Annotated in this window: 28 protein-coding genes and 1 pseudogene; 11 read left to right on the forward strand and 18 right to left on the reverse strand. The window is 51.2% G+C overall.

All coding sequences use genetic code 11. From position 1 onward, the window contains the following. Window positions 1–23: 23 nt before the first annotated feature. From rpnB to D9738_RS15505, 18 genes are all read right to left on the reverse strand, one after another. Window positions 24–914 (reverse strand): recombination-promoting nuclease RpnB, encoded by an 891-nt coding sequence (gene rpnB / locus D9738_RS15420; RefSeq protein WP_130260568.1) that lies wholly within the window; start codon window positions 912–914, stop codon window positions 24–26. Window positions 915–1,110: 196 nt separating this feature from the next. Further along, window positions 1,111–1,884, reverse strand: coding sequence for a histidine ABC transporter ATP-binding protein HisP (hisP, locus tag D9738_RS15425; RefSeq protein WP_130260569.1), 774 nt, complete (start codon window positions 1,882–1,884; stop codon window positions 1,111–1,113). A 7-nt stretch (window positions 1,885–1,891) separates the two neighbouring features. Then, complete coding sequence (locus D9738_RS15430) at window positions 1,892–2,608, reverse strand: ABC transporter permease (protein WP_000569948.1); 717 nt, start codon at window positions 2,606–2,608, stop codon at window positions 1,892–1,894. Continuing rightward, window positions 2,605–3,291 (reverse strand): histidine ABC transporter permease HisQ, encoded by a 687-nt coding sequence (gene hisQ, locus D9738_RS15435; RefSeq protein WP_130207250.1) that lies wholly within the window; start codon window positions 3,289–3,291, stop codon window positions 2,605–2,607. The genes D9738_RS15430 and hisQ overlap by 4 nt, the downstream gene beginning before the upstream one ends. 90 nt (window positions 3,292–3,381) lie before the next feature. Further along, window positions 3,382–4,164, reverse strand: coding sequence for a histidine ABC transporter substrate-binding protein HisJ (gene hisJ, locus D9738_RS15440; protein WP_000737621.1), 783 nt, complete (start codon window positions 4,162–4,164; stop codon window positions 3,382–3,384). A 220-nt stretch (window positions 4,165–4,384) separates the two neighbouring features. Continuing rightward, a complete protein-coding gene (argT, locus tag D9738_RS15445; protein ID WP_130207252.1) occupies window positions 4,385–5,167 on the reverse strand; it encodes a lysine/arginine/ornithine ABC transporter substrate-binding protein ArgT in 783 nt (260 codons plus the stop codon). A 264-nt stretch (window positions 5,168–5,431) separates the two neighbouring features. Beyond that, complete coding sequence (gene ubiX / locus D9738_RS15450; protein ID WP_130260570.1) at window positions 5,432–6,001, reverse strand: flavin prenyltransferase UbiX; 570 nt, start codon at window positions 5,999–6,001, stop codon at window positions 5,432–5,434. Between the two features lie 94 nt (window positions 6,002–6,095). Continuing rightward, window positions 6,096–7,613: an amidophosphoribosyltransferase gene (gene purF / locus D9738_RS15455; protein ID WP_130207254.1), complete on the reverse strand. Its 1,518-nt coding sequence runs from the start codon at window positions 7,611–7,613 to the stop codon at window positions 6,096–6,098. 36 nt (window positions 7,614–7,649) lie between these two features. Next, on the reverse strand, window positions 7,650–8,138 hold the full coding sequence (gene cvpA / locus D9738_RS15460) for a colicin V production protein (protein ID WP_000262113.1): 489 nt from the start codon (window positions 8,136–8,138) through the stop codon (window positions 7,650–7,652). A 258-nt stretch (window positions 8,139–8,396) separates the two neighbouring features. Then, a complete protein-coding gene (gene dedD / locus D9738_RS15465; RefSeq protein WP_130207256.1) occupies window positions 8,397–9,059 on the reverse strand; it encodes a cell division protein DedD in 663 nt (220 codons plus the stop codon). Continuing rightward, window positions 9,049–10,317, reverse strand: coding sequence for a bifunctional tetrahydrofolate synthase/dihydrofolate synthase (gene folC, locus D9738_RS15470; protein WP_130260571.1), 1,269 nt, complete (start codon window positions 10,315–10,317; stop codon window positions 9,049–9,051). Before folC ends, dedD begins: the two co-directional genes overlap by 11 nt. Window positions 10,318–10,390: 73 nt before the next feature. Beyond that, window positions 10,391–11,305 carry an acetyl-CoA carboxylase, carboxyltransferase subunit beta gene (gene accD / locus D9738_RS15475; RefSeq protein ID WP_064526523.1) on the reverse strand — a complete coding sequence of 305 codons (915 nt, stop codon included), beginning with the start codon at window positions 11,303–11,305 and terminating at the stop codon, window positions 10,391–10,393. Between the two features lie 155 nt (window positions 11,306–11,460). After that, the gene (locus D9738_RS15480) at window positions 11,461–12,108 is read right to left on the reverse strand and encodes a DedA family protein (RefSeq protein WP_130207260.1); all 648 of its coding nucleotides are present in this window, start codon (window positions 12,106–12,108) and stop codon (window positions 11,461–11,463) included. 82 nt (window positions 12,109–12,190) lie between these two features. Then, window positions 12,191–13,003 carry a tRNA pseudouridine(38-40) synthase TruA gene (gene truA / locus D9738_RS15485; RefSeq protein WP_001283597.1) on the reverse strand — a complete coding sequence of 271 codons (813 nt, stop codon included), beginning with the start codon at window positions 13,001–13,003 and terminating at the stop codon, window positions 12,191–12,193. After that, on the reverse strand, window positions 13,003–14,016 hold the full coding sequence (locus D9738_RS15490; RefSeq protein ID WP_130207262.1) for an aspartate-semialdehyde dehydrogenase: 1,014 nt from the start codon (window positions 14,014–14,016) through the stop codon (window positions 13,003–13,005). The genes truA and D9738_RS15490 overlap by 1 nt, the downstream gene beginning before the upstream one ends. Window positions 14,017–14,081: 65 nt before the next feature. Next, entirely contained in the window at window positions 14,082–15,239 is a 1,158-nt protein-coding gene (gene pdxB / locus D9738_RS15495) for a 4-phosphoerythronate dehydrogenase PdxB (RefSeq protein ID WP_130260572.1), read from the reverse strand. A 158-nt stretch (window positions 15,240–15,397) separates the two neighbouring features. Continuing rightward, window positions 15,398–16,402, reverse strand: coding sequence for a tyrosine-type recombinase/integrase (locus D9738_RS15500; protein ID WP_032165854.1), 1,005 nt, complete (start codon window positions 16,400–16,402; stop codon window positions 15,398–15,400). Between the two features lie 96 nt (window positions 16,403–16,498). Beyond that, window positions 16,499–16,819, reverse strand: a complete 321-nt coding sequence (locus D9738_RS15505; RefSeq protein WP_097411093.1) for a helix-turn-helix transcriptional regulator — start codon at window positions 16,817–16,819, stop codon at window positions 16,499–16,501. A gap of 114 nt (window positions 16,820–16,933) precedes the next feature. Between D9738_RS15505 and D9738_RS15510 the strand changes: the two genes are divergently transcribed. From D9738_RS15510 to D9738_RS15555, 11 genes and pseudogenes are all read left to right on the forward strand, one after another. After that, entirely contained in the window at window positions 16,934–17,221 is a 288-nt protein-coding gene (locus D9738_RS15510) for a Cox family DNA-binding protein (protein ID WP_001759314.1), read from the forward strand. Window positions 17,222–17,227: 6 nt separating this feature from the next. Further along, window positions 17,228–17,434 carry a hypothetical protein gene (locus D9738_RS15515; RefSeq protein ID WP_130260573.1) on the forward strand — a complete coding sequence of 69 codons (207 nt, stop codon included), beginning with the start codon at window positions 17,228–17,230 and terminating at the stop codon, window positions 17,432–17,434. Between the two features lie 145 nt (window positions 17,435–17,579). Then, window positions 17,580–17,933, forward strand: a complete 354-nt coding sequence (locus D9738_RS15520) for a DUF4761 family protein (RefSeq protein WP_130260574.1) — start codon at window positions 17,580–17,582, stop codon at window positions 17,931–17,933. Window positions 17,934–17,943: 10 nt separating this feature from the next. Next, complete coding sequence (locus D9738_RS15525) at window positions 17,944–18,222, forward strand: hypothetical protein (RefSeq protein WP_130260575.1); 279 nt, start codon at window positions 17,944–17,946, stop codon at window positions 18,220–18,222. Between the two features lie 11 nt (window positions 18,223–18,233). Continuing rightward, entirely contained in the window at window positions 18,234–18,476 is a 243-nt protein-coding gene (locus D9738_RS15530; protein ID WP_033552259.1) for a DUF4754 family protein, read from the forward strand. Continuing rightward, on the forward strand, window positions 18,473–18,586 hold the full coding sequence (locus D9738_RS15535; RefSeq protein WP_000021660.1) for a hypothetical protein: 114 nt from the start codon (window positions 18,473–18,475) through the stop codon (window positions 18,584–18,586). Before D9738_RS15530 ends, D9738_RS15535 begins: the two co-directional genes overlap by 4 nt. 86 nt (window positions 18,587–18,672) lie before the next feature. Beyond that, window positions 18,673–18,876 carry a hypothetical protein gene (locus D9738_RS15540; protein WP_000985159.1) on the forward strand — a complete coding sequence of 68 codons (204 nt, stop codon included), beginning with the start codon at window positions 18,673–18,675 and terminating at the stop codon, window positions 18,874–18,876. Further along, a complete protein-coding gene (locus D9738_RS15545) occupies window positions 18,873–19,118 on the forward strand; it encodes a winged helix-turn-helix transcriptional regulator (protein WP_000153684.1) in 246 nt (81 codons plus the stop codon). Before D9738_RS15540 ends, D9738_RS15545 begins: the two co-directional genes overlap by 4 nt. Before the next feature lie 25 nt (window positions 19,119–19,143). Continuing rightward, window positions 19,144–19,263 (forward strand): annotated as a pseudogene (locus D9738_RS25160) (hypothetical protein); the annotation flags it as partial. Then, window positions 19,260–19,625, forward strand: a complete 366-nt coding sequence (locus tag D9738_RS15550) for a hypothetical protein (protein WP_059256259.1) — start codon at window positions 19,260–19,262, stop codon at window positions 19,623–19,625. The pseudogene D9738_RS25160 and the gene D9738_RS15550, both read left to right, overlap by 4 nt. Window positions 19,626–19,630: 5 nt before the next feature. Beyond that, window positions 19,631–22,453, forward strand: a complete 2,823-nt coding sequence (locus D9738_RS15555) for a replication endonuclease (RefSeq protein WP_130260576.1) — start codon at window positions 19,631–19,633, stop codon at window positions 22,451–22,453. Window positions 22,454–22,561: the final 108 nt, after the last annotated feature.

Consider the following 22,561-nt stretch of genomic DNA (forward strand, 5'->3'; position numbering starts at 1 on the left):
AGTTAGTTCCTGGTAATTCAGAATTAGTGGCTTTTCGCCAAAAGCTCGTCTGGCGAAAGTCGGGTCAGTGTCAAAACTAACTCTCGGTCTAAACCTCTCTCCAGCATCTCCTGAGCAATACGCAGGGCTTCTTCGTGTTTGCCCTGCATTGCGCCTTCTTCACGTAATCTGTCAGCAATGGTCATCAGTTTCTCCTTTTCTTGTGGTGCGCGTTCTGTTATCTCACCAATAAATGCACGGAAACGCTGGGCATCTCCCGTTTGTAATACATAATTAAACAGGGCTTTTAGCTGTCTGTCATTAGTGTTCCCTGTAACTAGCAGCGAAACAATTTGGTCGACTAATCCTAACAGATCGCGCTGGCGAATATGTTTCTGCATTAACTCCAGTAACGCCATTTTGCGGTGTTGCATAATCTCGTCATCCGGCACTACGGTAATATCCACCAGCGGAAAAGCCGATGAATAAATTTGGCGGGCAATAGCAGGCTCCGCAAATTCATCAAGCCAACAGAGAGAATAAGGATAAGGACTTCTGCAACCATGATAAAACAGCATCGGGATCACCAAAGGCAGTTCTTTATAGCCTGCATCAAGATGGTTTTGCATTGCCGCAATAGAATAGCGCATCATGCGAAAAGCCATTAATTCTTCCGCCTTACTTTGGTGTTCAATGACGACATAAATATATCCCATCCCCTCCTCAGTTTTCACTGACCACAAGATGTCGGAGTAATATTGTCGCAGGTTTTCATCAATAAAACTGTTGGGTTCCAGTTTTAACGTCGATAAATCACAAAGTTTACGTAGCGGCGCGGGAAGGTGAATATCAATAAAGTCCCGCGCGGTGTCCGGATGACGTAAAAAGGATTTAAATACCGCATCATGCGGTGTGGAAGTTGTCGATATGGTCATGGCGTTCCGTCACCTCTCAAATTTAAGATGACGAGACAATAACCACCCTTTATAAGCAAGGCAGCAGGCAGTTTTTATATCTGGACAGCGAATTCAGAACTATTTTAAGTGAACTGCAATATATACATTTCAACGGAAGCTAACTCGCAAATTAGCCTTGAAAATACTCCGGCAGCATTAGCCACCGGAGAGGCAATTATTTCAGCGATCCCTTAAGGAACTGTTGCAAACGAGGACTTTGCGGGTTGCCAAATAATTGCTCTGGCGCACCCTCTTCTTCGATTTTCCCCTGGTGGAGGAAAATAACATGTGTGGAGACATGGCGAGCAAATTCCATTTCGTGGGTTACCACCACCATCGTTTTGCCCTCTTCCGCCAGCTGCTGCATAATGCGCAGCACTTCGCCCACCAGCTCTGGGTCAAGGGCCGATGTAGGTTCATCAAACAGCAGAACTTCTGGTTCCATTGCCAGCGCCCTTGCGATGGAAACACGCTGTTGCTGACCACCGGACAGATGCACCGGATATTTCCCCTGCGCACGTTCGTCTATGCCGACTTTCGCCAGATATTTCACCGCCCGCTCGCGCGCTTCATGCTTGCTCAGGCCCAGCACCTGAATGGGCGCTTCCATGACGTTTTCCAGCACCGTCATATGGCTCCAGAGATTGAAGTGCTGGAACACCATCGTCAGGCGCGTGCGCAGTAAACGCAGCTGATTTTTATCGGCGACTTTCAGTTGACCGTCTTTGTCGCGCACCAGATTGATGGTCTGGCCGTTAACCACGATCGAGCCTTCACTCGGTTTTTCGAGGAAGTTAATGCAACGCAGAAAGGTACTTTTCCCCGATCCCGACGATCCGATGATGCTGATCACATCTCCGGCATTCGCTTGCAGTGACACCCCTTTCAGCACTTCATGTTCGCCGTAGCGTTTGTGCAAATCGATAACGTTTAATTTATTCTCGGACATCGTATTCTCAGTGCGTTGAAGAAGGTTTCACATGCTGCAACCAGCGTTTTTCCGCTCTGCGAAAGAGGCTGATCAGGACATAAGAGATGATTAAATAGAGTACCGCAGCAATGCCAAAGGCGGTAAAAGGTTGATACGTCGCGGCGTTTATATCACGGGCAATTTTCAGCAGATCCGGCACCGTGGCAGTAAACGCCAGCGCAGTAGAATGCAACATCAGGATCACTTCGTTGCTGTAGGCCGGTAAAGCAATACGCAGCGCCGACGGTAAAATAATGCAGCGATACATTTTAAAGGTCGAGAAACCATAGGCCCTGGCAGCTTCAATTTCCCCGTGCGGCACCGAGCGGATCGCTCCGGCAAAAATCTCGGTGGTGTAAGCACAAGTGTTAAGCGTCAGCGCCAGCACGGTACAGTTCAGGCCACTGCGGAAGAAAGCGTTAAGGAACTCGGTCCCTTTAACAATCTCCAGCGTGTACATGCCGGAATAGAACACCAGCAACTGCACATACAGCGGCGTACCGCGAAAAATATAGGTAAATAACCAGATTGGAAACTGGATGTATTTATTACTTGAGACGCGACCAATCGCCAGAAACAGCGCCAGAATTCCGCCTATCACTACTGACAAAATCAGCAACCAAAGGGTAATCGCCACGCCGGTAAAGCGATAACCGTCGGTCCACAACAGCGGTTTCCAGTATTCATGTAAGATTTCGATCACAGGTCAGCCCTCTTCACACCCACGGAGTAGCGGCGCTCAAGGAACAGCAGCACACCATTGGAAACGGTGGTGAAAACCAGATAAATCACGCCACAGACGATGGCGAAATAGAACGGTTCCCATGTACTTTTGCCTGCCAATTGGGTGGCTTTCACCACATCTTCCAGGCCGAGTAACGAAACCAGAGCGGTAGATTTGAGGATCACCTGCCAGTTGTTGCCAATGCCCGGCAGAGCGTAACGCATCATCGCCGGAAACATAATCCGCCGAAATACTTGCCCGCGAGTAAAACCGAACGCCGTAGCCGCCTCTATTTGTCCTTTCGGCACCGCCATAAACGCGCCACGGAACGTTTCGGTGAAGTAAGCACCGTAAATAAAACCCAGGGTGATAATACCGGCAACCATCGGGTCGATATCAATCTGTCCGACGCCCATCGCTTCCGTCACCGCGTTTAGCGCAATCTGCAAACCGTAAAATATCAGCAGCATCAACACCAAGTCCGGCACGCCGCGAATCAGCGTGGTGTACCCTTCGAAAATCAGCCCCGAAAGCCGATTTTGCGAGAGCTTACCGCCAGCGCCAATTAAACCGATGATTACAGCGAGCACTACAGAGCTGATAGCCAGCTCCAGCGTGACGAGCGCCCCCTGTAAAATAACACCTGAAAACCCATACAACATGCAGCCTGTCCTGTCGTGTGTGGTGAATTTCCTGCCTCTTGTCTCCCTCCGGTTACCCAAAGGGAGCGGGCTTTCTTTCACCGATGGTGATTAACCACCATAAACATCAAAATCGAAGTACTTTTTCGCTAATTTCTCGTAAGTACCGTCAGCGCGCATTTCGGCAAAGGCTTTGTTCAGTGCCTCGCGCAGTTCGTTATCTTCTTTACGCAGGCCCATGCCGGTGCCTACGCCAAACAGTTTTTCATCTTTAACAGACGGGCCACCGAATTTGTAATCTTTACCGACTGGCTGTTTGAGGAAACCTTCGCTGGCGGCAACTTCGTCCTGGAACGCGGCATCAATACGCCCGGCGGTCAGGTCAGAATAAATGTTGTCCTGCCCCTGATAAGAGACGATTTCAATGCCTTTTGGCGCCCAGTGCTCGTTACCAAATGTCTCCTGGGTCGTGCCCTGCAATACGCCCACCCGCTTGCCTTTCAGCGATTCTACTGTCGGCTGAATGTCGGAATTTTTCGCCACAACCAGGCGAGAATCGGCGGCGTACAATTTGTCGGTGAAGGCTATTTCCTGCTGACGTTTTTCGGTGATGGAAAGCGATGACATGATGGCGTCAATCTTCTTCGCTTTTAATGACGGAATTAACGCATCCAGCGGGTTTTCGACAAATGTACATTGCGTATTGATGCGTTTGCACAGTTCCTTCGCCAGGTCGATATCAAAGCCAACCAATTCACCTTGTGAATTTTTTGATTCAAACGGTGCATAAGTCGGGTCAGTACCGATGCGAATATTTTGCGGAATAGCAGCAAAAGCAGCAGTCGCGCTGGAGAAGGCCAGAACCAAGGAGAGCGATAGCACCAGTTTTTTCATAATGTCCTCAACTGACAGTCTTTTAATAGGGAATATTTACAGGTTTGTTACACTTATCGTGCCATAAAATTGACCAACAAGGCAAAATATCCTGGCCCGTTAATCGTATTATTTTTCATTAAAATTGCTTAAGTATGCATTTCAATGCACCACGATAGTGCAACAAACCTATAATGCACCATGATAATGACGCTATCAGGTGCAGCTTCCCTGCGACGTATCAGTCACCGTAGACATTAAAATCGAAGTACTTTTTCGCCATCTTGTCGTAAGTACCATCCTGGCGCAGTTCGCCAAGCGCCTTATTAAACGCAGCCGTCAGTTCAGCATCATCTTTACGTAGCCCGACACCGGTGCCGTCACCGAAGTATTTTTTGTCTTTCACTGAAGGGCCAGCAAAGGCGAACTCTTTACCGGCAGGTTGCTTAAGGAATCCTTCACTGGCGGCGACTTCATCTTGTAACGCAGCATCCAGACGCCCCGCAGCAAGATCGGAATAGACTAAATCCTGGTTGGCATAAGCCACAACATCAATACCTTTACTGCGCCAGGTATCGTTAGCGTAGGCTTCCTGAGTGGAGCCTTGCAGCACTCCGACATGTTTACCTTTCAGTGAATCCAGCGTTGGCTGAATAGGTGAACCTTTAGCGGCAATCAGACGGGAATCCGCGGCGTACAACTTGTCAGAGAAAGCAATCTCCTGCTGACGTTTATCGGTAATGGAGAGCGACGAAATAATAGCGTCGATTTTTTTCGCTTTCAGTGAGGGGATCAGCGCATCAAAGTCACTGGCAACCCAGGTACATTTCACCTGCATCCGTTTGCACATCTCGTTACCGAGATCGATATCAAAGCCAACAAAGTCACCTTTGGCATCTTTCGATGAGAACGGTGCATAGGTGGTATCCGTTCCGATACGTACCGTCTCCGGCAGCGCCGCGTAGCTGGAAGCTGCTGCGGAGATACCGACTAACAAAGACAGAGCGAGAATCGACTTCTTCATACATAACCCTCAAGTGAAATGGCTTTTTTATATTGTGTATTGTGTTGTGTGTTTGCAGGCTCGTTCATGCAGGTCTTATGCCATCTTGCCGACAGCAGCAACATTCAACGTAAAATATGTTAATAAGACGTTGCATTATTGTCCTGAAATTGAAGATAGCAGGTATGGCGGTTGAATCGCAGCGTTTCGATTCAATGGAAGGAACAAAATGTCGAGGATTTGATCGCGGTTGCAAAATTGCCCTGAAACAGGGCAACAGCAAAGTTATGCGCCCTGCCAGCGGGCAAAGAGATCTACGGGAAGGGTTATCGCAAACTGGTCAAGAACACGGTTAACCGTCTGATTTATCACATCATCAAGGGATTGCGGGCGATGATAAAACGCCGGAACGGGAGGCATAATCACCGCACCGATTTCAGCCGCCTGAGTCATTAAACGCAGGTGGCCTAAGTGCAACGGTGTTTCACGCACGCAGAGCACCAACGGGCGACGCTCTTTCAGCACCACATCTGCCGCGCGGGTCAACAGGCCATCGGTATAGCTATGGACAATGCCGGAAAGGGTCTTGATTGAACAGGGTAAAATCACCATGCCCAGCGTCTGGAAAGAACCAGAAGAGATGCTGGCAGCAATATCGCGCGCATCATGAGTTACATCGGCTAACGCCTGCACTTCGCGCAGGGAAAAATCCGTTTCGAGGGATAAGGTCTGGCGCGCCGCCTGGCTCATAACCAGATGCGTTTCGATGTCTGTGACATCGCGCAGAACCTGTAATAAGCGCACGCCATAAATCGCGCCGCTGGCACCACTGATGCCTACAATGAGTCGTTTCATAGAGAGTTGCCCTGTCAGACTTGCAGGCAGACTTTGCAGGATTTCGGCGGGAGTTGCAAGTCAGGGTGCCAGACTGGCACCCTGAGTGAAGGCATCATCCTTCGTTATGCATTTCCAGGTTTTCCACTTCGTTCTGACGTTGCAATGCTTTGGCGTCGTCATTACGTAAAGTATCGAGAAAATCGAGATAGCCCTGATCAACATCTTTGGTGACGTAGACGCCGTTGAACACCGAGCATTCAAACTGCTGGATATCCGGATTTTCAGCGCGAACAGCTTCGATCAGATCGTTGAGATCCTGGAAAATCAAACCGTCGGCACCGATGATCTGGCGAATTTCATCCACTTCGCGACCGTGAGCGATCAGTTCCGTGGCGCTCGGCATATCAATACCATAAACGTTCGGGAAGCGAATCTCTGGTGCCGCAGAGGCGAGGTACACTTTCTTCGCTCCGGCTTCGCGTGCCATCTCGATAATCTGCTCAGAAGTGGTGCCACGAACGATGGAGTCATCCACCAGCAGGACGTTTTTATCGCGGAACTCGGCGCGGTTGGCGTTCAGTTTACGGCGCACGGACTTACGACGCAGTTGCTGACCCGGCATGATGAAGGTACGACCAACATAGCGGTTTTTAACAAAGCCCTGGCGGTATGGTTTGCCCAGAATTCGGGCGATTTCCAACGCGATATCGCAGGAAGTTTCCGGAATCGGGATCACCACGTCGATATCAAGATCTTCCCATTCACGGGCAATTTTCTCGCCCAGTTTCGTGCCCATATTCACACGCGCGCTGTAAACGGAAATTTTGTCGATGAACGAGTCAGGACGGGCAAAGTAAACATACTCAAACAAGCATGGATTGCTGACTGGATTGTCGGCACACTGACGGGTAAACAACTGCCCTTCTTCAGTGATGTAAATCGCTTCGCCTGGGGCGACGTCACGCAGGAACTCAAAGCCCAGCGTATCGAGCGCAACGCTTTCGGAAGCGACCATATATTCTGTGCGATTCTCGTCGATATCACGTTTCCCCAACACCAGCGGACGAATCCCGTTAGGATCGCGGAAGGCGACCATACCGTGGCCGATAATCATCGCCACGCAGGCATACGCGCCGCGAATTTGGCGGTTAGTCGCGGCAATGGCGGAGAAAATGTTGTCGGCTTCCAGCGGATAGTGGCGGAAGTTATCCAGCTCGCTGGCGAAGATATTAAGCAGAATTTCCGAGTCGGAAGTGGTGTTGATGTGGCGGCGTTTTTCTTCAAACAGTTTTTTACGCAACTCGTGAGCGTTGGTCAGATTGCCGTTGTGGGCAAGCGTAATACCATACGGAGAGTTAACGTAAAACGGCTGCGCTTCAGAGGCGCTGGAGCTGCCAGCCGTAGGGTAACGCACATGACCAATGCCCATATTGCCCTGCAAACGCTGCATATGGCGAGCTTCAAATACATCGCTCACCAGCCCGTTCGCTTTACGCAAACGGAAGCAGTTATTGGCATCTATGGTGATGATGCCGGCGGCATCCTGACCGCGATGCTGAAGCACCGTTAAGGCATCATAAATCGACTGGTTAACCGGCATAACACCGGCGATACCGACAATACCGCACATACGTCTTTTTCCTCGTTAAGCCACATCTCAGAGCACTTACGCCCTGGGCAAGAAACTTGACGAGCTTTGCAGATAATCAAAAAACCATCTGATGATAAAACTGAACTGCGGGATCAATTGTGATTTGCTCCAGTCTTCGCTTTTCGACACCCCAGTAAAGGAGTCGAGAAAGAAAAGAATAGCGGCGACAATCAACACACCGCGCAACGCACCGAAACAGACGCCCAGCACCCGATCGGTGCCTGACAACCCCGTTTTCTCCACCAGCTGGCCTATCACGAAGTTCACAATAGCACCAACGATCAGGGTAGCGATAAACAGTACCGCGATGGCAATCCCATTTCGAACCAGTTCGTCTTCAAAGCCCGTAAACCAGACTGACAGGTAAGTGTAGTAATGACTGGCAACAAAGAAAGCACAACCCCATGTCACCAGCGATAACGCTTCACGAACAAAGCCGCGGATCAGGCTAACCAGAGAGGAAAAAGCAATCACCGCGATTATGGCGTAATCAATCCAGACCATATGTGTCCCACGATTTTACGCCCTGTCATCCTGTTCGGGGCGCATTCTAACAGAAAAAGAAAACGTTTGCGTAGGGATTTCCTTCCCGCGCATCAATAAAAACGGCGCTGAAAAAATATTCAACGCCATCGACTTTTTATGCCTTTGCGGCATCGGGCAATCATTGTCGGATGCGGCGTGAACGCCTTATCCGACCTACGGTTCTGCTCCAGCACAGGCCTGATAAGACGCGCCAGCGTCGCATCAGGCAAAACCGTATTAATTCGGCGTGTAACCCATCACCACGCCGCTCAAACCAGAGATCTGCTTCAGTTCGCCAAGCGATCCTTTCAGCTTATCTTTTGAGGCATCTGGCCCCACGAGAATACGGGTGATTTTACCCTGCACTGGCGTTGACGGCGAAGTATAAACCCGATATCCCGCGCCACGCAGCTTACCGACAATCTCATTCACTTTATCGGCATTTTTCAGCGCGCCCAGTTGCACAACATAGGCTTTACCCGTCGGCGCTGCCTTTTCTTCAACAACCGGCTTCGGTTCTGGCTTCGGCGGGGGCGGCACTTCAACCTTCGGCTTAGGCGGATCCACCGGTTTCGGTTTCGGTGGAGCGACCGGTGCAGGCTCCGGTTCAAACACGGTATTATTGGCCGCAATGGTTGTCGGATCGAGCGAAGGCGCTGCGGCATCACCTGCCCGCACCTCTTCTGCAGCGCCTTCTGGCGGCTGTGTCGGCAACGCCTGAGTGGCGGCTGGCATCATATCTGGTTCGTCACGATCGCCCGCTTTCGGCACCAGCGGGATCGCTGCAAACTCATCCTGATAATGTTTTTTCTGCCCATCAAGCAATCCTGGAAGCACAATAACTCCCAGAGCTACCAGCACAATAGTGCCAACTAACCGATTCTGAAACTTACTCGCCACCGCTTCTCCTCGCGTCAATCACTTCCATGACATGTGCGACCGTATGGAACGAACCACACACCAGCACGGTATCTTCCGGTTTAGCGTCCGCCATTGCGGCTTCCCATGCCTGCGCAACGCTATCGAATGGTTTGCCGTTCCCCAGATGCTCAAGCAGTTGTGCTGCCGTGGCACCACGCGGCCCTTCCAGTGGCGCACAATACCAGTCATCAACCACGCTTTTCAACCAGGCCAGTGTTCCGGCAATATCTTTATCATGTAGCATACCGATAACCGCCAACACGCGCCCGTTTTTCGGTAACGCTTTCATGCGTCCGGTAAGATATTCCGCCGCATGAGGATTATGGGCGACATCAAAAATAACGCGTGGCGTCTCGCTCACAATCTGGAAACGTCCAGGCAAAATTGCGCTGGCGATACCGTCGCGAATTGCCTTTTCACTGACTTCCAGGCCGCTGGCACGCAGTGCCGCCAGCGCCGTTGCGGCATTCGGTTGCGGGACAAGTGGCAACGGTAATCCCGCCAGCGTGCCGTGAGCATCGGTAAATGACCAGTCATGGTCAGTGACGGAATAATTCCACTCAACGCCACAACGTTGCAACAGTGCGCCTTTCTCCTGTGCTACATCGGCAATGGTGTAAGGCATTTCCGGTTCACCGACGATTGCCGGTTTTTCGTTGCGGAAGATCCCCGCTTTCTCACGACCAATGCTTTCACGATCTGGCCCCAGCCAGTCGGTATGATCCAGCGCAATACTGGTCACCACGGCAACATCAGCATCGACAATGTTAGTAGCATCCAGACGACCGCCCAGACCTACTTCCAGAATCACCACATCGAGTTGCGCCTCTTTGAACAACCACAATGCCGACAGCGTACCGTATTCAAAATAAGTCAGAGAAATATCGCCACGCTCGGCCTCAATCTCGGCAAAAGAAGCCGTATGGGCCGACTCCGCCAGTTCTTTGCCCTGTATACGAACGCGCTCGGTATAACGCACCAGATGCGGCGAACTGTAGACCCCCACCCTGTACCCTGCCGCCATCAGAATCGACTCCAGCGTACGGCAGGTCGTGCCTTTGCCATTAGTTCCCGCAACGGTAAACACAAACGGTGCAGGTTTAAGGACGCCAAGACGCGCCGCAACCTGGCTGACGCGATCAAGGCCGAGATCGATAGTTTTACTGTGCAGGTTTTCCAGATAAGAAAGCCACGAAGCCAGAGGCGACGCGGCTTGAGGAGTGCGTTTGATAATCATGGTATCCGCTGATTCGTTACGGGGAGAATAAATAGCAAAAGGGCAGAGCCAGTGGCCCTGCCCTTATCAGTTATCAGGCCTCTGGTTCCTGATCCGGCACCGGTGGCACCACTTCGCCTTCACGCGGCGCATCAGGATTAGGCGCTGGCAGATTCATCAGCTTCGCCAGAATGCTCGCCAGTTTCAGGCGCATTTCCGGTCGACGGACGATCATATCGATGGCGCCTTTCTCGATCAGGAATTCACTGCGCTGGAATCCTGGCGGCAGTTTTTCGCGAACGGTCTGTTCGATAACGCGCGGACCGGCAAAGCCGATTAACGCTTTCGGTTCAGCAATATTGAGATCGCCCAGCATCGCGAAGCTTGCAGAAACACCGCCCATAGTCGGGTCGGTCAGTACAGAAATGTACGGTAACCCGCGCTCCTGCATTTTCGCCAGTGCTGCAGAGGTTTTCGCCATCTGCATCAGCGACATTAACGCTTCCTGCATACGTGCGCCACCAGAAGCGGAGAAGCAGATCAGCGGGCAGTTATCTTCCAGCGCTTGCTCAACGGCACGCACGAAACGAGCGCCAACCACTGAACCCATTGAACCGCCCATAAAGGCGAATTCGAATGCCGCAGCGACAACCGGCATACCATACAGAGTGCCTTTCATCACCACCAGCGCGTCTTTTTCGCCGGTTTCTTTCTGCGCAGAGGCCAGACGGTCTTTATACTTTTTGGAGTCACGGAACTTCAACACATCTTTCGGCTCAAGCTCGCTACCCAGCTCCACAAGGCTGCCTTCATCTAACAAGCTATGCAGGCGGTTACGCGCCGACATACGCATGTGATGGTCACACTTCGGACAGACCTCAAGATTACGTTCCAGTTCAGCGCGGTATAAAACCTGACCGCAGCTATCACACTTAGTCCACACACCTTCAGGAATGCTCGCCTTGCGGGTGGGAGTAATGTTGCTTTTAATTCGTTCAATCCAGCTCATTAGGGACCTTTCTGTCTGAACCTGGTTCGATGCCAGTTTTATCTTTGGGGACGCATAATGCCATTTTTGCCCCCAACAGACCATGAATGTTGCACATTAAAACATAACAGCCCGAAACTTTGGATAAAAAAGTGGTCGAACCGCGGAGTTACTTTTTATTTTGCAGCGCGTTTGTGACGAATAAATTCGAAAACCCCAGGCAATATTGAAACAAAAATAATGCCAACAATCATCAGTTTAAGGTTACTCTGAATGAAGGGGAGCGTGCCGAAGAAATAACCTGCGTAGGTAAAAATCAGTACCCACAACAGTGCACCAATCACGTTAAAAGCGGCGAAATGACGATACGACATGTGACCCATTCCCGCAACGAACGGCGCGAACGTTCTGACGATCGGTACAAAACGGGCGAGAATAATTGTTTTGCCGCCATGTCTCTCGTAAAACTGATGAGTCTTATCAAGATAACTACGACGAAAAATTTTCGAATCCGGATTACTGAACAGTTTGTCACCAAATAACCGCCCAATGGTGTAGTTGACCGCATCACCCACAATTGCAGCAATCAACATCAGTACCACCATCATATGGACGTTGAGATCATTAGTCTCCAGAGATGCCAACGCGCCAGCGACAAACAGCAACGAATCACCAGGCAGGAATGGCGTTACCACAAGCCCGGTTTCACAGAACAGAATCAAAAACAGAATGGCATAAACCCAGACGCCGTACTCTGCGACCAGTTCCGCCAGATGCACATCAATATGCAAAATAAAATCGATGAGGAAATAAATCAGGTCCATAATTGCCTATGCCTTGTACTCTTCATTTCTCAGGCTGTAACTGCATTGGCTACAGCCTGAAATTTTTAGAGCATTATTCTCATTAGTCCGCCAGAAACAGCGGGCCCATTGGCGGTTTTGGAAGATCAAATCGGTCAGGGTAATCTACCGCAACCAGATACAGCCCTTCCGCTTTCGCCGTTGCTGCCGCCAGCGTTCTGTCCTTTGCCGCTAACAGCTCTGCTATCCAACTCTCTGGCTGGTTGTGGGCGCCTACTTCCATCAGGCTACCGACAATATTCCTCACCATATGATGTACAAAGGCATTCGCTTTGATATCTACCACCACATAAGGACCATGTCGCGTGACGTTAATATGCATAACGTTGCGCCACGGCGTTCGGGACTGGCACTGCACCGCGCGAAATGAGGTGAAATCATTCTCGCCCAACAAGCATTGCGCAGCCCGATGCATCCGTTCGGCATCCAGCGGTTCGTAGAAGTGGGTCACACCTTTACTCAGCACTGCCGGGCGCAGCCGATGATTGTAGATGATGTAGCGATAACGGCGAGCCGTGGCGCTAAATCGGGCATGAAAATCATCAGGTACAGCTTTAACCCAACGCACGGCGATGTCACCAGGTAAATTCGCATTTACGCCTAATGTCCACGCGGCGTCTTTGCGCTGCGCGGTGGTTTCGAAATGCACTACCTGCCCGGTGCCGTGTACGCCTGCGTCAGTACGCCCGGCGCAGAAGACGGTGATGGGCTCGTTCGCCACCTGGGAGAGCGCCTTTTCCAGCTTCTCCTGCACACTGCGGACTTCGTTCTGCCGTTGCCAGCCGTAATACCTACTGCCGTCGTACTCAATGCCCAGCGCAATTTTATAAACTGGCGGTTGTTGCTGGTCGGACATTAGTACAGATACTCCTGCACCAGTTTCTCGGCGATTTTCACTGCCATCAGTGCGCCGCCAAAACGGACGTTATCGGCCACCGACCAGAACTGGATTTGCTCTGGAATACCGTAATCATTGCGCACGCAGCCCACAGAAAGATGCGGCGTACCGGAAGCGTCACCCACCTGAGTAGGAAACTCGTTCTCTTCAGAGAGCACAATATCTTCGCCCTGGGTAAAGGCATCACGCGCTTCTTCTGCCGCCAGCGGACGCAGAGCTTCAAAGTTGACCATCTGAGCGTGACCGTAAAATACTGGTGCCTGCACGACGCTTGCCGAAATCATCAGCCCTTCGTCCTGCATGATTTTGCGCACTTCATCGACGATACGACGTTCTTCACGCACGCTACCTTCCCTGTCCGGCAGTAACGGCAGCATGTTGAACGCCAGCTGACGTCCGAAGAAATCTTCTTCGTCAATCGGAATGCCGTTGAGCAATTTCGCACTCTGCCCCGCTAACGCATCGACCGCTTTTTTGCCCTGGGCGGAGGCTGAAATCAGGCTGGTAACGCTAATACGCGACAATCCGCCCTGATCGATTAACGGTTTCAGAGAGGCCAGCAGCTGGCTGGTCAGGCTGTCCGGTACGGCAATGACATTACGGTTACGGTAATCAGCAAGTACAAACGGGTTTACTTCCGGCACCACCAGCGGTACGTCGGGTTCGAGAGCAAACAATCCGCTGCTGTCGATAACCAGGCAGCCTGAGTTGGTTGCTTCTTCAACCCAGGTCGCGGTCGCTTCTTTGCCTGCGACAAAAAACGCCAGTTGCGCCTGCGTCCAGTCAAATTCGGCAGCATCCTGCACGGTGATTGTCTTACCACCAAAGCGCAGATGTTCGCCTGCGCTTTCGTTACGTGCCAGTGCATAAATTTCCCCAACCGGGAACTGACGTTCAGCCAGCGTTTCAATCAGGGCTTCGCCCACAGCGCCAGTTGCGCCCAGGACGGCAATGTTCCAGCCTTCAGACATGGTGGTTTACTCCAGAAAATGCAAAGCTCCCTGCCTATGTTACAGCAGAGAGCATGAAGAAGAGATTAACGAGCCGGATGATGAACGGCGTTAAAACCCAGTTTACACAGTAATGATGCCGCACTGGCGTCATTACAAATCACATACAGAGACGACCATTCACGGCGCTCAAGGTAATTTTTGCGCAGTTTATCGAACTCACCCGGTATTCCGGCGACTTTACGCAACGGCGCATCGTCGCGGCGCACATCATACACCAAATGCACCAGCCTTTTTAGCGTCGGCTGATCGAGCGGACCATGCAGCGTGATGCGGCCAAACTCCGGCGCGGGCAGCAATGTATCCAACGCCACGTGCTGTTCATGACCAATAAACTTGCTGTAGGCTTCAAACACTTGCGTTGTGCCACGCGCTTTACCTTCGAGGGTATAGCCCGCGATATGCGGCGTGCCGATATCCACTTTTTGCAGCAGCTCGACGTTGAGTTCTGGCTCGCCTTCCCAGACATCCAGCACCACGCTTAACTTCTGACCTTCATTCAGGCAGGTCAGCAGTGCCGTATTATCGACAACGGCACCACGGCAGGCGTTAATCAGAATTGCCCCCGGCTTCAGGCTGCGAATCAGTTTTTCATCCGCCAGATGCCGCGTTTTGTACGGACCATCTTTAAAGAGTGGCGTATGGAAAGTCAGAATGTCTGCTTGCGCGACCAGTTCATCAAGAGGACGGAAATCCCCCTCATCCCCACGATCGGCGCGTGGTGGATCGCAAAGTAATGTTTTGATCCCCCACGCTTCCAGCCGTGCCTGTAACCGTCGCCCGACGTTGCCGACGCCCACGATCCCCACGGTACGCTCGTGCAGTGAAAATCCATCGCGTTCGGCGAGCATCAGCAGTGACGAGAAAACATATTCCACTACCGCAATCGCATTGCAGCCAGGTGCAGCAGAAAAACCAATTCCCGCCTGCTTTAACCACGCTTCATCGACATGGTCCGTCCCCGCGGTCGCGGTGCCAATAAATTTTACTGGTTTTCCTGCCAGCAAAGATTCATTCACTTTCGTGACCGAACGCACCATCAAAGCATCTGCATCATCCAGTTCAGCAACTGGAATTGGACGCCCCGGAACCGCTTTCACCTCCCCCAGACGACTAAATAATTCGCGGGCATAAGGCATATTTTCATCAACAAGGATTTTTAACCCTTTTTCAGTCTCTGACAATCTAAGGCTCCTTTATTAACAAACGCCCATTTGCAAACTGCTGTTTCATCTGAAAAAACATTCATAATCATACAGATAGCAACATAACCATTTAGACGGGCAATACTGAAAAATTGTTATTCAGTATCGCCCTTTAAGCCGTTTCAGGCTATATAAAATTAATCCCCCGTGGACACAGCGTGGACACTTACGCCACCTTTCAGTGGATTAAGAGCCACCGCATCCTGCAGGTAATCCGGTGCAAAATGTGCATATGCCATTGTTTGCTGAATGGTTGCGTGACCAAGAATCTTCTGAAGCGCAATAATGTTTCCCCCATTCATCACAAAATGGCTGGCGAACGTATGCCGTAGCACATGTGCAGCCTGGCCTTTTGGCAAATCGGGTTTAACTCTTTTCAGCATCAGGCAGAATTCCCGGTACTTCACCTCAAACAAGTTGCCCGTTTCTTTGGTTTTGATCGCCTCACAAACCGCCTGCGAAATTGGCACCGTCCTCTTCCGGCCATTTTTGGTTTCGAGAAACGTCACACGGTTATGAACTACCTGTTCTCCGCGAAGCTTACTGGCTTCACCCCAACGCGCCCCGGTACTTAAACACAAAAGCGCAACACGCCAGTAGTCGCCCTCCAGTGTATCGAGCAATAGCGCTACTTCCTTCTGGGACAGGAAAGCCATTTCTCGCGGGGATACATAAAGAATGGAGATCCCCCTTACCGGATGTTCTGCATCCCAAAGGCCTATTCTTTTCAGAACGGTAAACATGCCGGATAGTCGGTTCATGTACCTGTTAGCAGATGACGGTTTCAATCCAGCAGCTATCTTTTGAGAACGCCACGCGATAATTTTCAGCTTATCAAGATCCACAGCCTGCATATCAGCGCCAAGCTCATTGATTATGTTGCGCAGTTGTTTCCGGTCTTCTTCCGCCTTACGTCTGTGTTGGCCGTGATACATCCACCACAACTCAAGCAAATCATTCAGTGTCCGGCGATCACGGTAACCCTGTATATATTCCCGCTTTTCAGCGTTCGCCATGATGTAGCGTTCAGTGGCCACCGCTACTGATTTTTTGTCAAATACCTTACGCACGCGCTTTCCCTTGCGTCCGTTCGGCCTGATGTCCAGCAAATAACGACCATCTTCGAGCTTCTTAATTGACATTGCGAAGCCCTCCAATGAACCGCTCTACAATTTCTCCAGCCTCTTTCCAGCAATAATCAGACCAGACAAAGAGCAGGTCTAACCAGTTTTCTGGCCTTAGCGGGGTGATTTTTGGTTTGTTTCGGTTGAAACCTGATCGCCCTCCGAATCGAAGAATCCATCAAGAGAGAGAGCCGGAGAAATTTGCCCAACCTCCGGCATCGTTTCATCTGTTGATAACCAATAAGCATACTTCTTAAATTTTGGGTGTTTCGTAACCTTAAGTAAGGCACCCTCTGTTACTTGCTTCCCCCTCACCTCATAGTTAGTTACCGTCCCATAAGGTAGCCCAACACAATCCGCAAACTCCTGGCGGGTCATACCTTCTGCTTCACGAATCAGGCGAAATTTTTCACCCATGCTTGACAAAGATGCCATATCGGGCATATCCTCCATCGCAAACATGCCACATCGGGCACACACATAAAAAAGCTCAAATAAGCCTATATAAGCCATTTTGAGCCATTCGAACGAATTAGAGAGATTACCACAATGAGCGAATCAGAGCTTGAGGGGTTCATTCAGGTAGCACCATACCCACTTGAAGCGGTGCCATATCAACTATTCGCCAAGATGATTGGCCGCAAAGAATCAACCGTCAGAACCATGATTGACGCCGCAAAGCTACCAACAATTGATTTTGTAAAACCGGGTTCAGCAAAGACGCGAGCATCAGAAAACTGGGTATATCTGCCAGCATTTAACGCAGGTATGCGCAAAGCGTTTTTTGATCAGCCGAAAGAACGCCGCGATGCATGGTTGTTGTGGCTGGGGCTTTAATCATAAATGACCAGCAATATCACCAGCGCCATTTTGGCCATTATGTTTATTGAGATAGGCGTAATAGCGATTTATCTATTTCGCAAGTTAACGGGGCATGAAGAACGCTTTGTTGATCTCAACATCGAGTACATCGCCGCTTATACCAAAGGGCTTTTTCCGGCTGCCATTGGCGCGGTGCTCATAGCGTTTATTGTTCATTTTATCGGGTAAAAAACTCAGTAATTCATAATGTTGTAGTAAGGAGATCGGTTATGTGCGGACTGGATAAGATGGACCTTTTCTTAATCATAATACTGTCAGTTAACTTCGGGGTGTTATTGGCTTCTATGATTTTCATGCGGGGATATAAACAAAAATGAATAAGCAACAGTGCAATTCTTCACAGCAACGCTTCCGCAACGGGGCGGAACGCCATGCTAACCGTTTCGCTACCAGTGCATCACGTAGCAACACTCGCTACAGCCTGAGCGAAACACACGCTACACCTGATGGCCATCCCGTAAAACAAATTGGTGAACACACCTGGCTGATTGAGAAAGCTGGAATCGTGGTTCACAGATGCCAACGCAACCCATTTACCGGAAACCGCATTTTTGCTCTGAGCAACGGCGACAATCAGTTTGGACAGGATTTCACGTTGTACGAAGCTCTGCGCACGGTTGATCGTCTGCTGCGTGGACAGAATTTCATTAAACAGGCTGATTTATAACAGGTGCTTTATGACCAAAGACCATGCTCAGGGTGTATTTATCCGCTTTATTGATTTTCGCGGTGAGCTGTTGTTGCGCGCATCAGCTATTGATGGAGTGGTTCCGGTAGATAAAAGCACGGCCACTTACATTTATCTGAACGGCACACGCCTGACCGTAGAGATTCCATATCAACACGTATGCGAAATTATTAGCGAAGCTGAAAAAGCACGTCAGGTTAATGGCAATAACCCCTATCTCGAAATTATCTGCATGGATTCAGAAGCTGAAATTCAGAAGGCAGATTAAAGGGCGTTGCGATGGATAAAGAATATAAAACTCTCGTCAATAAAGCACTTGAGCGCTTTCATTTTCGCTTAAGCGCATCGGGCACTCATGCTGAGCTCGCAGCCCGAGAATCATTGACCAGGGCCATCAAGAGTATATACGACACAGCTTTTTACATTGACGACCCGGACGCGCTCGACGAGCTTTCCGTACTCGTCTGCGCCGCAGAAAACGGGGACCATATTGAGCCATATAAACTGGGAAATATTGCATGAGTATATTTATCTCATGGCTTGTTCTGATTATTTCGGTGGCCTGCGCTATTGGGATTATGCGAATTATTAATTCAGTAAAAAAGATTGAACGCTTTTTCACTGAAGAATAACCGCGCAAATAAGACTCCAGGTTAAATAAGAAAATGTGAAAACAATCCGCATTCGCGGAGGTATTCGCACACGCCAAGGAGGCGTAATGGCAATTAAGCATTTTCCTGTCGTTCGTTTCACCTCCAGAGGACGTGAATACGAAGTTGACGAACGCCTGATTACCACAATCGACAAACACCGTTCAGAAAAGGATGCACATCACATCTATCTCACTGACGGTACTTACTTCTGCGCCACCAACGTGGTGCAGGTGAATCTTATCAGACAGGTACAGGAGTCACGCAGATGACCATTCTGGACTACATCGCTGCCAATCCGGGTTGTAGCGGTGGAGAAATCGCCGCAGCACTGAATACACCAACCACAACCATTAATGCGGAGCTACGCCGTCTCTGGCGCAGCGGTTCAGTCATAAGAAAAGAGCGCAAAACAGGCGGTCGCTTTTCTTATCAGGTAAACCCGATGCCGTTTGGGTGTAGCAACCCACTAACCCAGATGTTCAACCAGCTACTGAGGGAAATCAGAGCATGAGCACCTCCTGCTGCCGGAAACCACGTCGGGCTTCAGCAGCTCATCCGGCAGCAAAACAAACTCCGTTAATTCCTGTTCCGGGCCTTTCCTGCACCTTGCGGCGGGAGGCCTTCGCACATCTGCAACAAGAGGATTGCCGCAATGATTCTCGCCGAAGACTTTTTTGATTACCTGCTGAAAACCGAGCGCGATTTTGGTATTCGCGTTCTCGACCGCTATGCAATGTATCTGAAATCACTGCCGGAACAGCAGCTCCCGGACGGCCAGATTGTTATTGACGGGCGCTACATGGTTGGTAGCTGCCAGGATGATTACACACTTTCCCGCATCGAAAGCGGCACGCCTTCCGTACTGGGTATTTACCAGCGAACTTCATTTCTGATTGCTGATGTAATTGCTGACAGCATTCGCATAACACACCGTTATGCCAGCACAGAGAGCACCATGCAGGAAATCCAGCGGCTGGCTACCGTCTGCCACAATGCACTGAGCGGCAAGGCGGAGTAGTCAGCGTGGCAACGGAGTACATCAGAAACTGGCAACAACCACGCCATGCAGTCGGTCGCGAGGGAACGGGGGAGCCTGTCCGCCCCTCCCTTCTTTCTTCCTGGCTGGATGCCTACCGGGCAGAGAACGAGCGCCGCCAGGAAATGGCTGATGCGGCGTTCTCCGCCACGCCGCTGGGCAATTTGATTAATAAAAACCTGGACGCACAGGAAAAACAGGACAAAGCCATCACACTGGCAAGAGAAGCCAGAAAACAGGCGTGTGGCGCGGTGGATGAAGCAATTGCCGCACTGCGCCTGCTGCCGTCCTATCTGCGAGATCCGCTTATCCGCCATCTCTCTTTCCTGCGCAAAAAACAGGAATCCGATCGTCAGAAAGGCAAAAAGAGCTGGCAGGCTGAACGCTACGCGCGCGGAACCCTGCGCAAAATATTCGAACGTCTGGAGCGCACCGACCGTCGCTGGCTGACACCGGGTTATCGCTCCCTTGCCGGGCGTGAACGCCTGGATGATTTACTTTACCTGCCGCAGCTCAACAAACACCAGATACAGACGCTGGCCGTCATGACAGCGGCGATGTTCAGCAGCACCTTCGAAAAACTCTGCGATGACTTTGGCGCGACCGATGGCGAGCTGACCATGGATATAACGCTGAAGGCGTATCAGCTGCTGGCCCGCATGGCGTTACATCTGCACACAGTGCCGCCGCATTATGACGCACTGACAACAGACAAAGACCGTAAGAGCGAACCGGACACGGAACTGCTGCCGGGCGCAATCCTCCGCCTGACCTGCGCGGACTGGTGGAAACGCAAACTGTGGCTTTTACGTTGCGAGTGGAGAGAGGAGCAACTCCGCGCTGCCTGTCTGGTTTCCAGAAAAACATCCCCCTATCTGAGCCAGGACGCATTAAGTGAATTTCGCGCACAGCGCGAGAAAACACGCGATTTCCTGAAAAGTTTCATGCTGGAAAATGAAGACGGGTTCACGATTGATCTCGAGACGGTGTATTACGCGGGAGTAAGTAACCCGGTCCACCGTAAGGCAGAAATGATGGCCACCATGAAGGGGCTGGAACTTCTGGCCGAAGCCCGTGGCGACAGGGCGGTATTTCTGACCGTTACCTGTCCGTCAAAATATCACGCAACAACGGAGAACGGTCATCCGAATCCAAAATGGAACGGCGCCACCATGCGCGATTCCAGTGATTACCTGGTTAACACTTTTTTTAAGGCGGTCCGCAAAAAACTGAATCGCGACGGCCTGCGCTGGTATGGCATCCGCACGGTGGAGCCACACCATGACGGCACCGTACACTGGCACATGATGGTCTTTGCACATTCTGAAGAAATCGACAGCATCGTGGACATCACCCGTGATATTGCCATTCGCGAAGACCGCCACGAGCTGGGCAATGACATAACTCCGCGCTTTAAGGCAGAGTACGTTGACGGTTCGAAAGGTACGCCGACCAGCTACATCGCCACCTACATCGGAAAGAACCTGGACAGCCGCGCCGTGGATGGCATTGACCCGAAAACAGGCAAGCCACGCGTTGATCACGAAACCGGAAAATCAATGGCCGAGAGCGTGGAACGCGCCATCGGCTGGGCGCGCCTTCACCGCGTCCGCCAGTTCCAGTTCTTTGGTATCCCCTCCCGTCAGGTATGGCGTGAACTCCGCCGCCTTGCCAGTCAGATGGCCCGCAACCCGGAAGGTCCACAACGTCTGGAAAATGACGCAATGGATGCGGTACTCGCTGCCGCTGATGCCGGGTGTTTTGCCACCTACATTGAGAAACAGGGTGGCGTACTTGTTCCACGCAAGGATTACCTGATTCGCACCGCCTACGACCTCGCAGAAGAGCTGAACGATTACGGCGAGCAAAGCGTACAGATTTACGGGATCTGGTCGCCACAAATCGGGGAATCTTCCCGCGTGTGCACGCACCCGGATAACTGGAAGCTGGTAAGACGTAAACCGGAAGCGGAAGACAGCGCCAACGAAAATGGTTTTGACCTTCAGGGCGGCCCTGCCGCCCCTTGGACTCGTGGCAATAACTGTCCCCGTGTACAGGAAACGGACAACAACGGGACAGAACAGCCGGAAGAACGGCCAGCACCGTGGCCGCAGCTTCCTGACGGCGTTGAAGTGAATGAATGGATGCGCTCACTGAAACGGCACGAACGCCGGGCGCTGATGCGTTCGCTGCGTGACAAACAGGCAAAAAACAGCAGTGATGAAATGCAGAACTGGACACAGAGCCGCAAACAGCCGCGGCCTTTGCCTGATAACCACGAGTTACTCGCTAAAGAATGGCGGGAGTCTGCCGAATCTCTCGGCCTGCATATCGGTAAACAACAGATGCTGCACCTGTTACGGGGCGGCAGTCTGTACGTTGACGGCAGCATCATTGCGCCGCAGGGATATGAAATTGTACGTAAACCGGATACCCGACCGGACAGCCGAATCACGCAGCTCTGGCAGCGCCTGAGCCGTAATCACAGCGTAAGCAGCACGGAGATCCGCCATAACCCGGTTTCCAGCTATCTGAAACAGCTCGGTGCATCAGACCCAGAAGCCGCCGCACGCCTGGCATCCACACTTCAGCAGGACCAGAACACCATGAAAACCCCCGTTACCGTGCTTTCTGACATGCTGCGCGCCATCCGTGACGCAGAGCACGCACAGAGAATCAGTGAAACCACTGAACGCGCCCACCGCAAAGCAGACCTGCTGCGGGGTGGCCTGACCCGTGGGAACAAAAAACAGACAGAAACGGGATTCACAAATCCCGTAAATGAGCAAAAAACGCGCCGCGAAATATGAAGCGCGCACAAAACAGGCAAAAGCGGGATTTCAGAATCCCGTAAACGATTAATTAATCAACATAAGGAAAATCGACATGAAAATTTGCATCGACGACGGCTCCACCAA

The organism is Escherichia sp. E10V5 (genome assembly GCF_004212315.1).
Classification (GTDB): domain Bacteria; phylum Pseudomonadota; class Gammaproteobacteria; order Enterobacterales; family Enterobacteriaceae; genus Escherichia.

What these genes read in the sequence shown, in the direction of transcription:
- cvpA (WP_000262113.1), bottom strand. Translation starts at nt 8,138, where the DNA reads ATGGTCTGGATTGATTACGCCATAATCGCGGTGATTGCTTTTTCCTCT.
- D9738_RS15500 (WP_032165854.1), bottom strand. Translation starts at nt 16,402, where the DNA reads ATGTCAATTAAGAAGCTCGAAGATGGTCGTTATTTGCTGGACATCAGG.
- accD (WP_064526523.1), bottom strand. Translation starts at nt 11,305, where the DNA reads ATGAGCTGGATTGAACGAATTAAAAGCAACATTACTCCCACCCGCAAG.
- D9738_RS15550 (WP_059256259.1), top strand. Translation starts at nt 19,260, where the DNA reads ATGATTCTCGCCGAAGACTTTTTTGATTACCTGCTGAAAACCGAGCGC.
- D9738_RS15525 (WP_130260575.1), top strand. Translation starts at nt 17,944, where the DNA reads ATGACCAAAGACCATGCTCAGGGTGTATTTATCCGCTTTATTGATTTT.
- truA (WP_001283597.1), bottom strand. Translation starts at nt 13,003, where the DNA reads ATGTCCGACCAGCAACAACCGCCAGTTTATAAAATTGCGCTGGGCATT.
- D9738_RS15540 (WP_000985159.1), top strand. Translation starts at nt 18,673, where the DNA reads ATGGCAATTAAGCATTTTCCTGTCGTTCGTTTCACCTCCAGAGGACGT.
- folC (WP_130260571.1), bottom strand. Translation starts at nt 10,317, where the DNA reads ATGATTATCAAACGCACTCCTCAAGCCGCGTCGCCTCTGGCTTCGTGG.
- rpnB (WP_130260568.1), bottom strand. Translation starts at nt 914, where the DNA reads ATGACCATATCGACAACTTCCACACCGCATGATGCGGTATTTAAATCC.
- D9738_RS15515 (WP_130260573.1), top strand. Translation starts at nt 17,228, where the DNA reads ATGACCAGCAATATCACCAGCGCCATTTTGGCCATTATGTTTATTGAG.
- D9738_RS15545 (WP_000153684.1), top strand. Translation starts at nt 18,873, where the DNA reads ATGACCATTCTGGACTACATCGCTGCCAATCCGGGTTGTAGCGGTGGA.
- D9738_RS15490 (WP_130207262.1), bottom strand. Translation starts at nt 14,016, where the DNA reads ATGTCTGAAGGCTGGAACATTGCCGTCCTGGGCGCAACTGGCGCTGTG.
- hisQ (WP_130207250.1), bottom strand. Translation starts at nt 3,291, where the DNA reads ATGTTGTATGGGTTTTCAGGTGTTATTTTACAGGGGGCGCTCGTCACG.
- ubiX (WP_130260570.1), bottom strand. Translation starts at nt 6,001, where the DNA reads ATGAAACGACTCATTGTAGGCATCAGTGGTGCCAGCGGCGCGATTTAT.
- hisJ (WP_000737621.1), bottom strand. Translation starts at nt 4,164, where the DNA reads ATGAAAAAACTGGTGCTATCGCTCTCCTTGGTTCTGGCCTTCTCCAGC.
- D9738_RS15520 (WP_130260574.1), top strand. Translation starts at nt 17,580, where the DNA reads ATGAATAAGCAACAGTGCAATTCTTCACAGCAACGCTTCCGCAACGGG.
- argT (WP_130207252.1), bottom strand. Translation starts at nt 5,167, where the DNA reads ATGAAGAAGTCGATTCTCGCTCTGTCTTTGTTAGTCGGTATCTCCGCA.
- D9738_RS15480 (WP_130207260.1), bottom strand. Translation starts at nt 12,108, where the DNA reads ATGGACCTGATTTATTTCCTCATCGATTTTATTTTGCATATTGATGTG.
- D9738_RS15535 (WP_000021660.1), top strand. Translation starts at nt 18,473, where the DNA reads ATGAGTATATTTATCTCATGGCTTGTTCTGATTATTTCGGTGGCCTGC.
- D9738_RS15505 (WP_097411093.1), bottom strand. Translation starts at nt 16,819, where the DNA reads ATGGCATCTTTGTCAAGCATGGGTGAAAAATTTCGCCTGATTCGTGAA.
- hisP (WP_130260569.1), bottom strand. Translation starts at nt 1,884, where the DNA reads ATGTCCGAGAATAAATTAAACGTTATCGATTTGCACAAACGCTACGGC.
- D9738_RS15510 (WP_001759314.1), top strand. Translation starts at nt 16,934, where the DNA reads ATGAGCGAATCAGAGCTTGAGGGGTTCATTCAGGTAGCACCATACCCA.
- purF (WP_130207254.1), bottom strand. Translation starts at nt 7,613, where the DNA reads ATGTGCGGTATTGTCGGTATCGCCGGTGTTATGCCGGTTAACCAGTCG.
- D9738_RS15530 (WP_033552259.1), top strand. Translation starts at nt 18,234, where the DNA reads ATGGATAAAGAATATAAAACTCTCGTCAATAAAGCACTTGAGCGCTTT.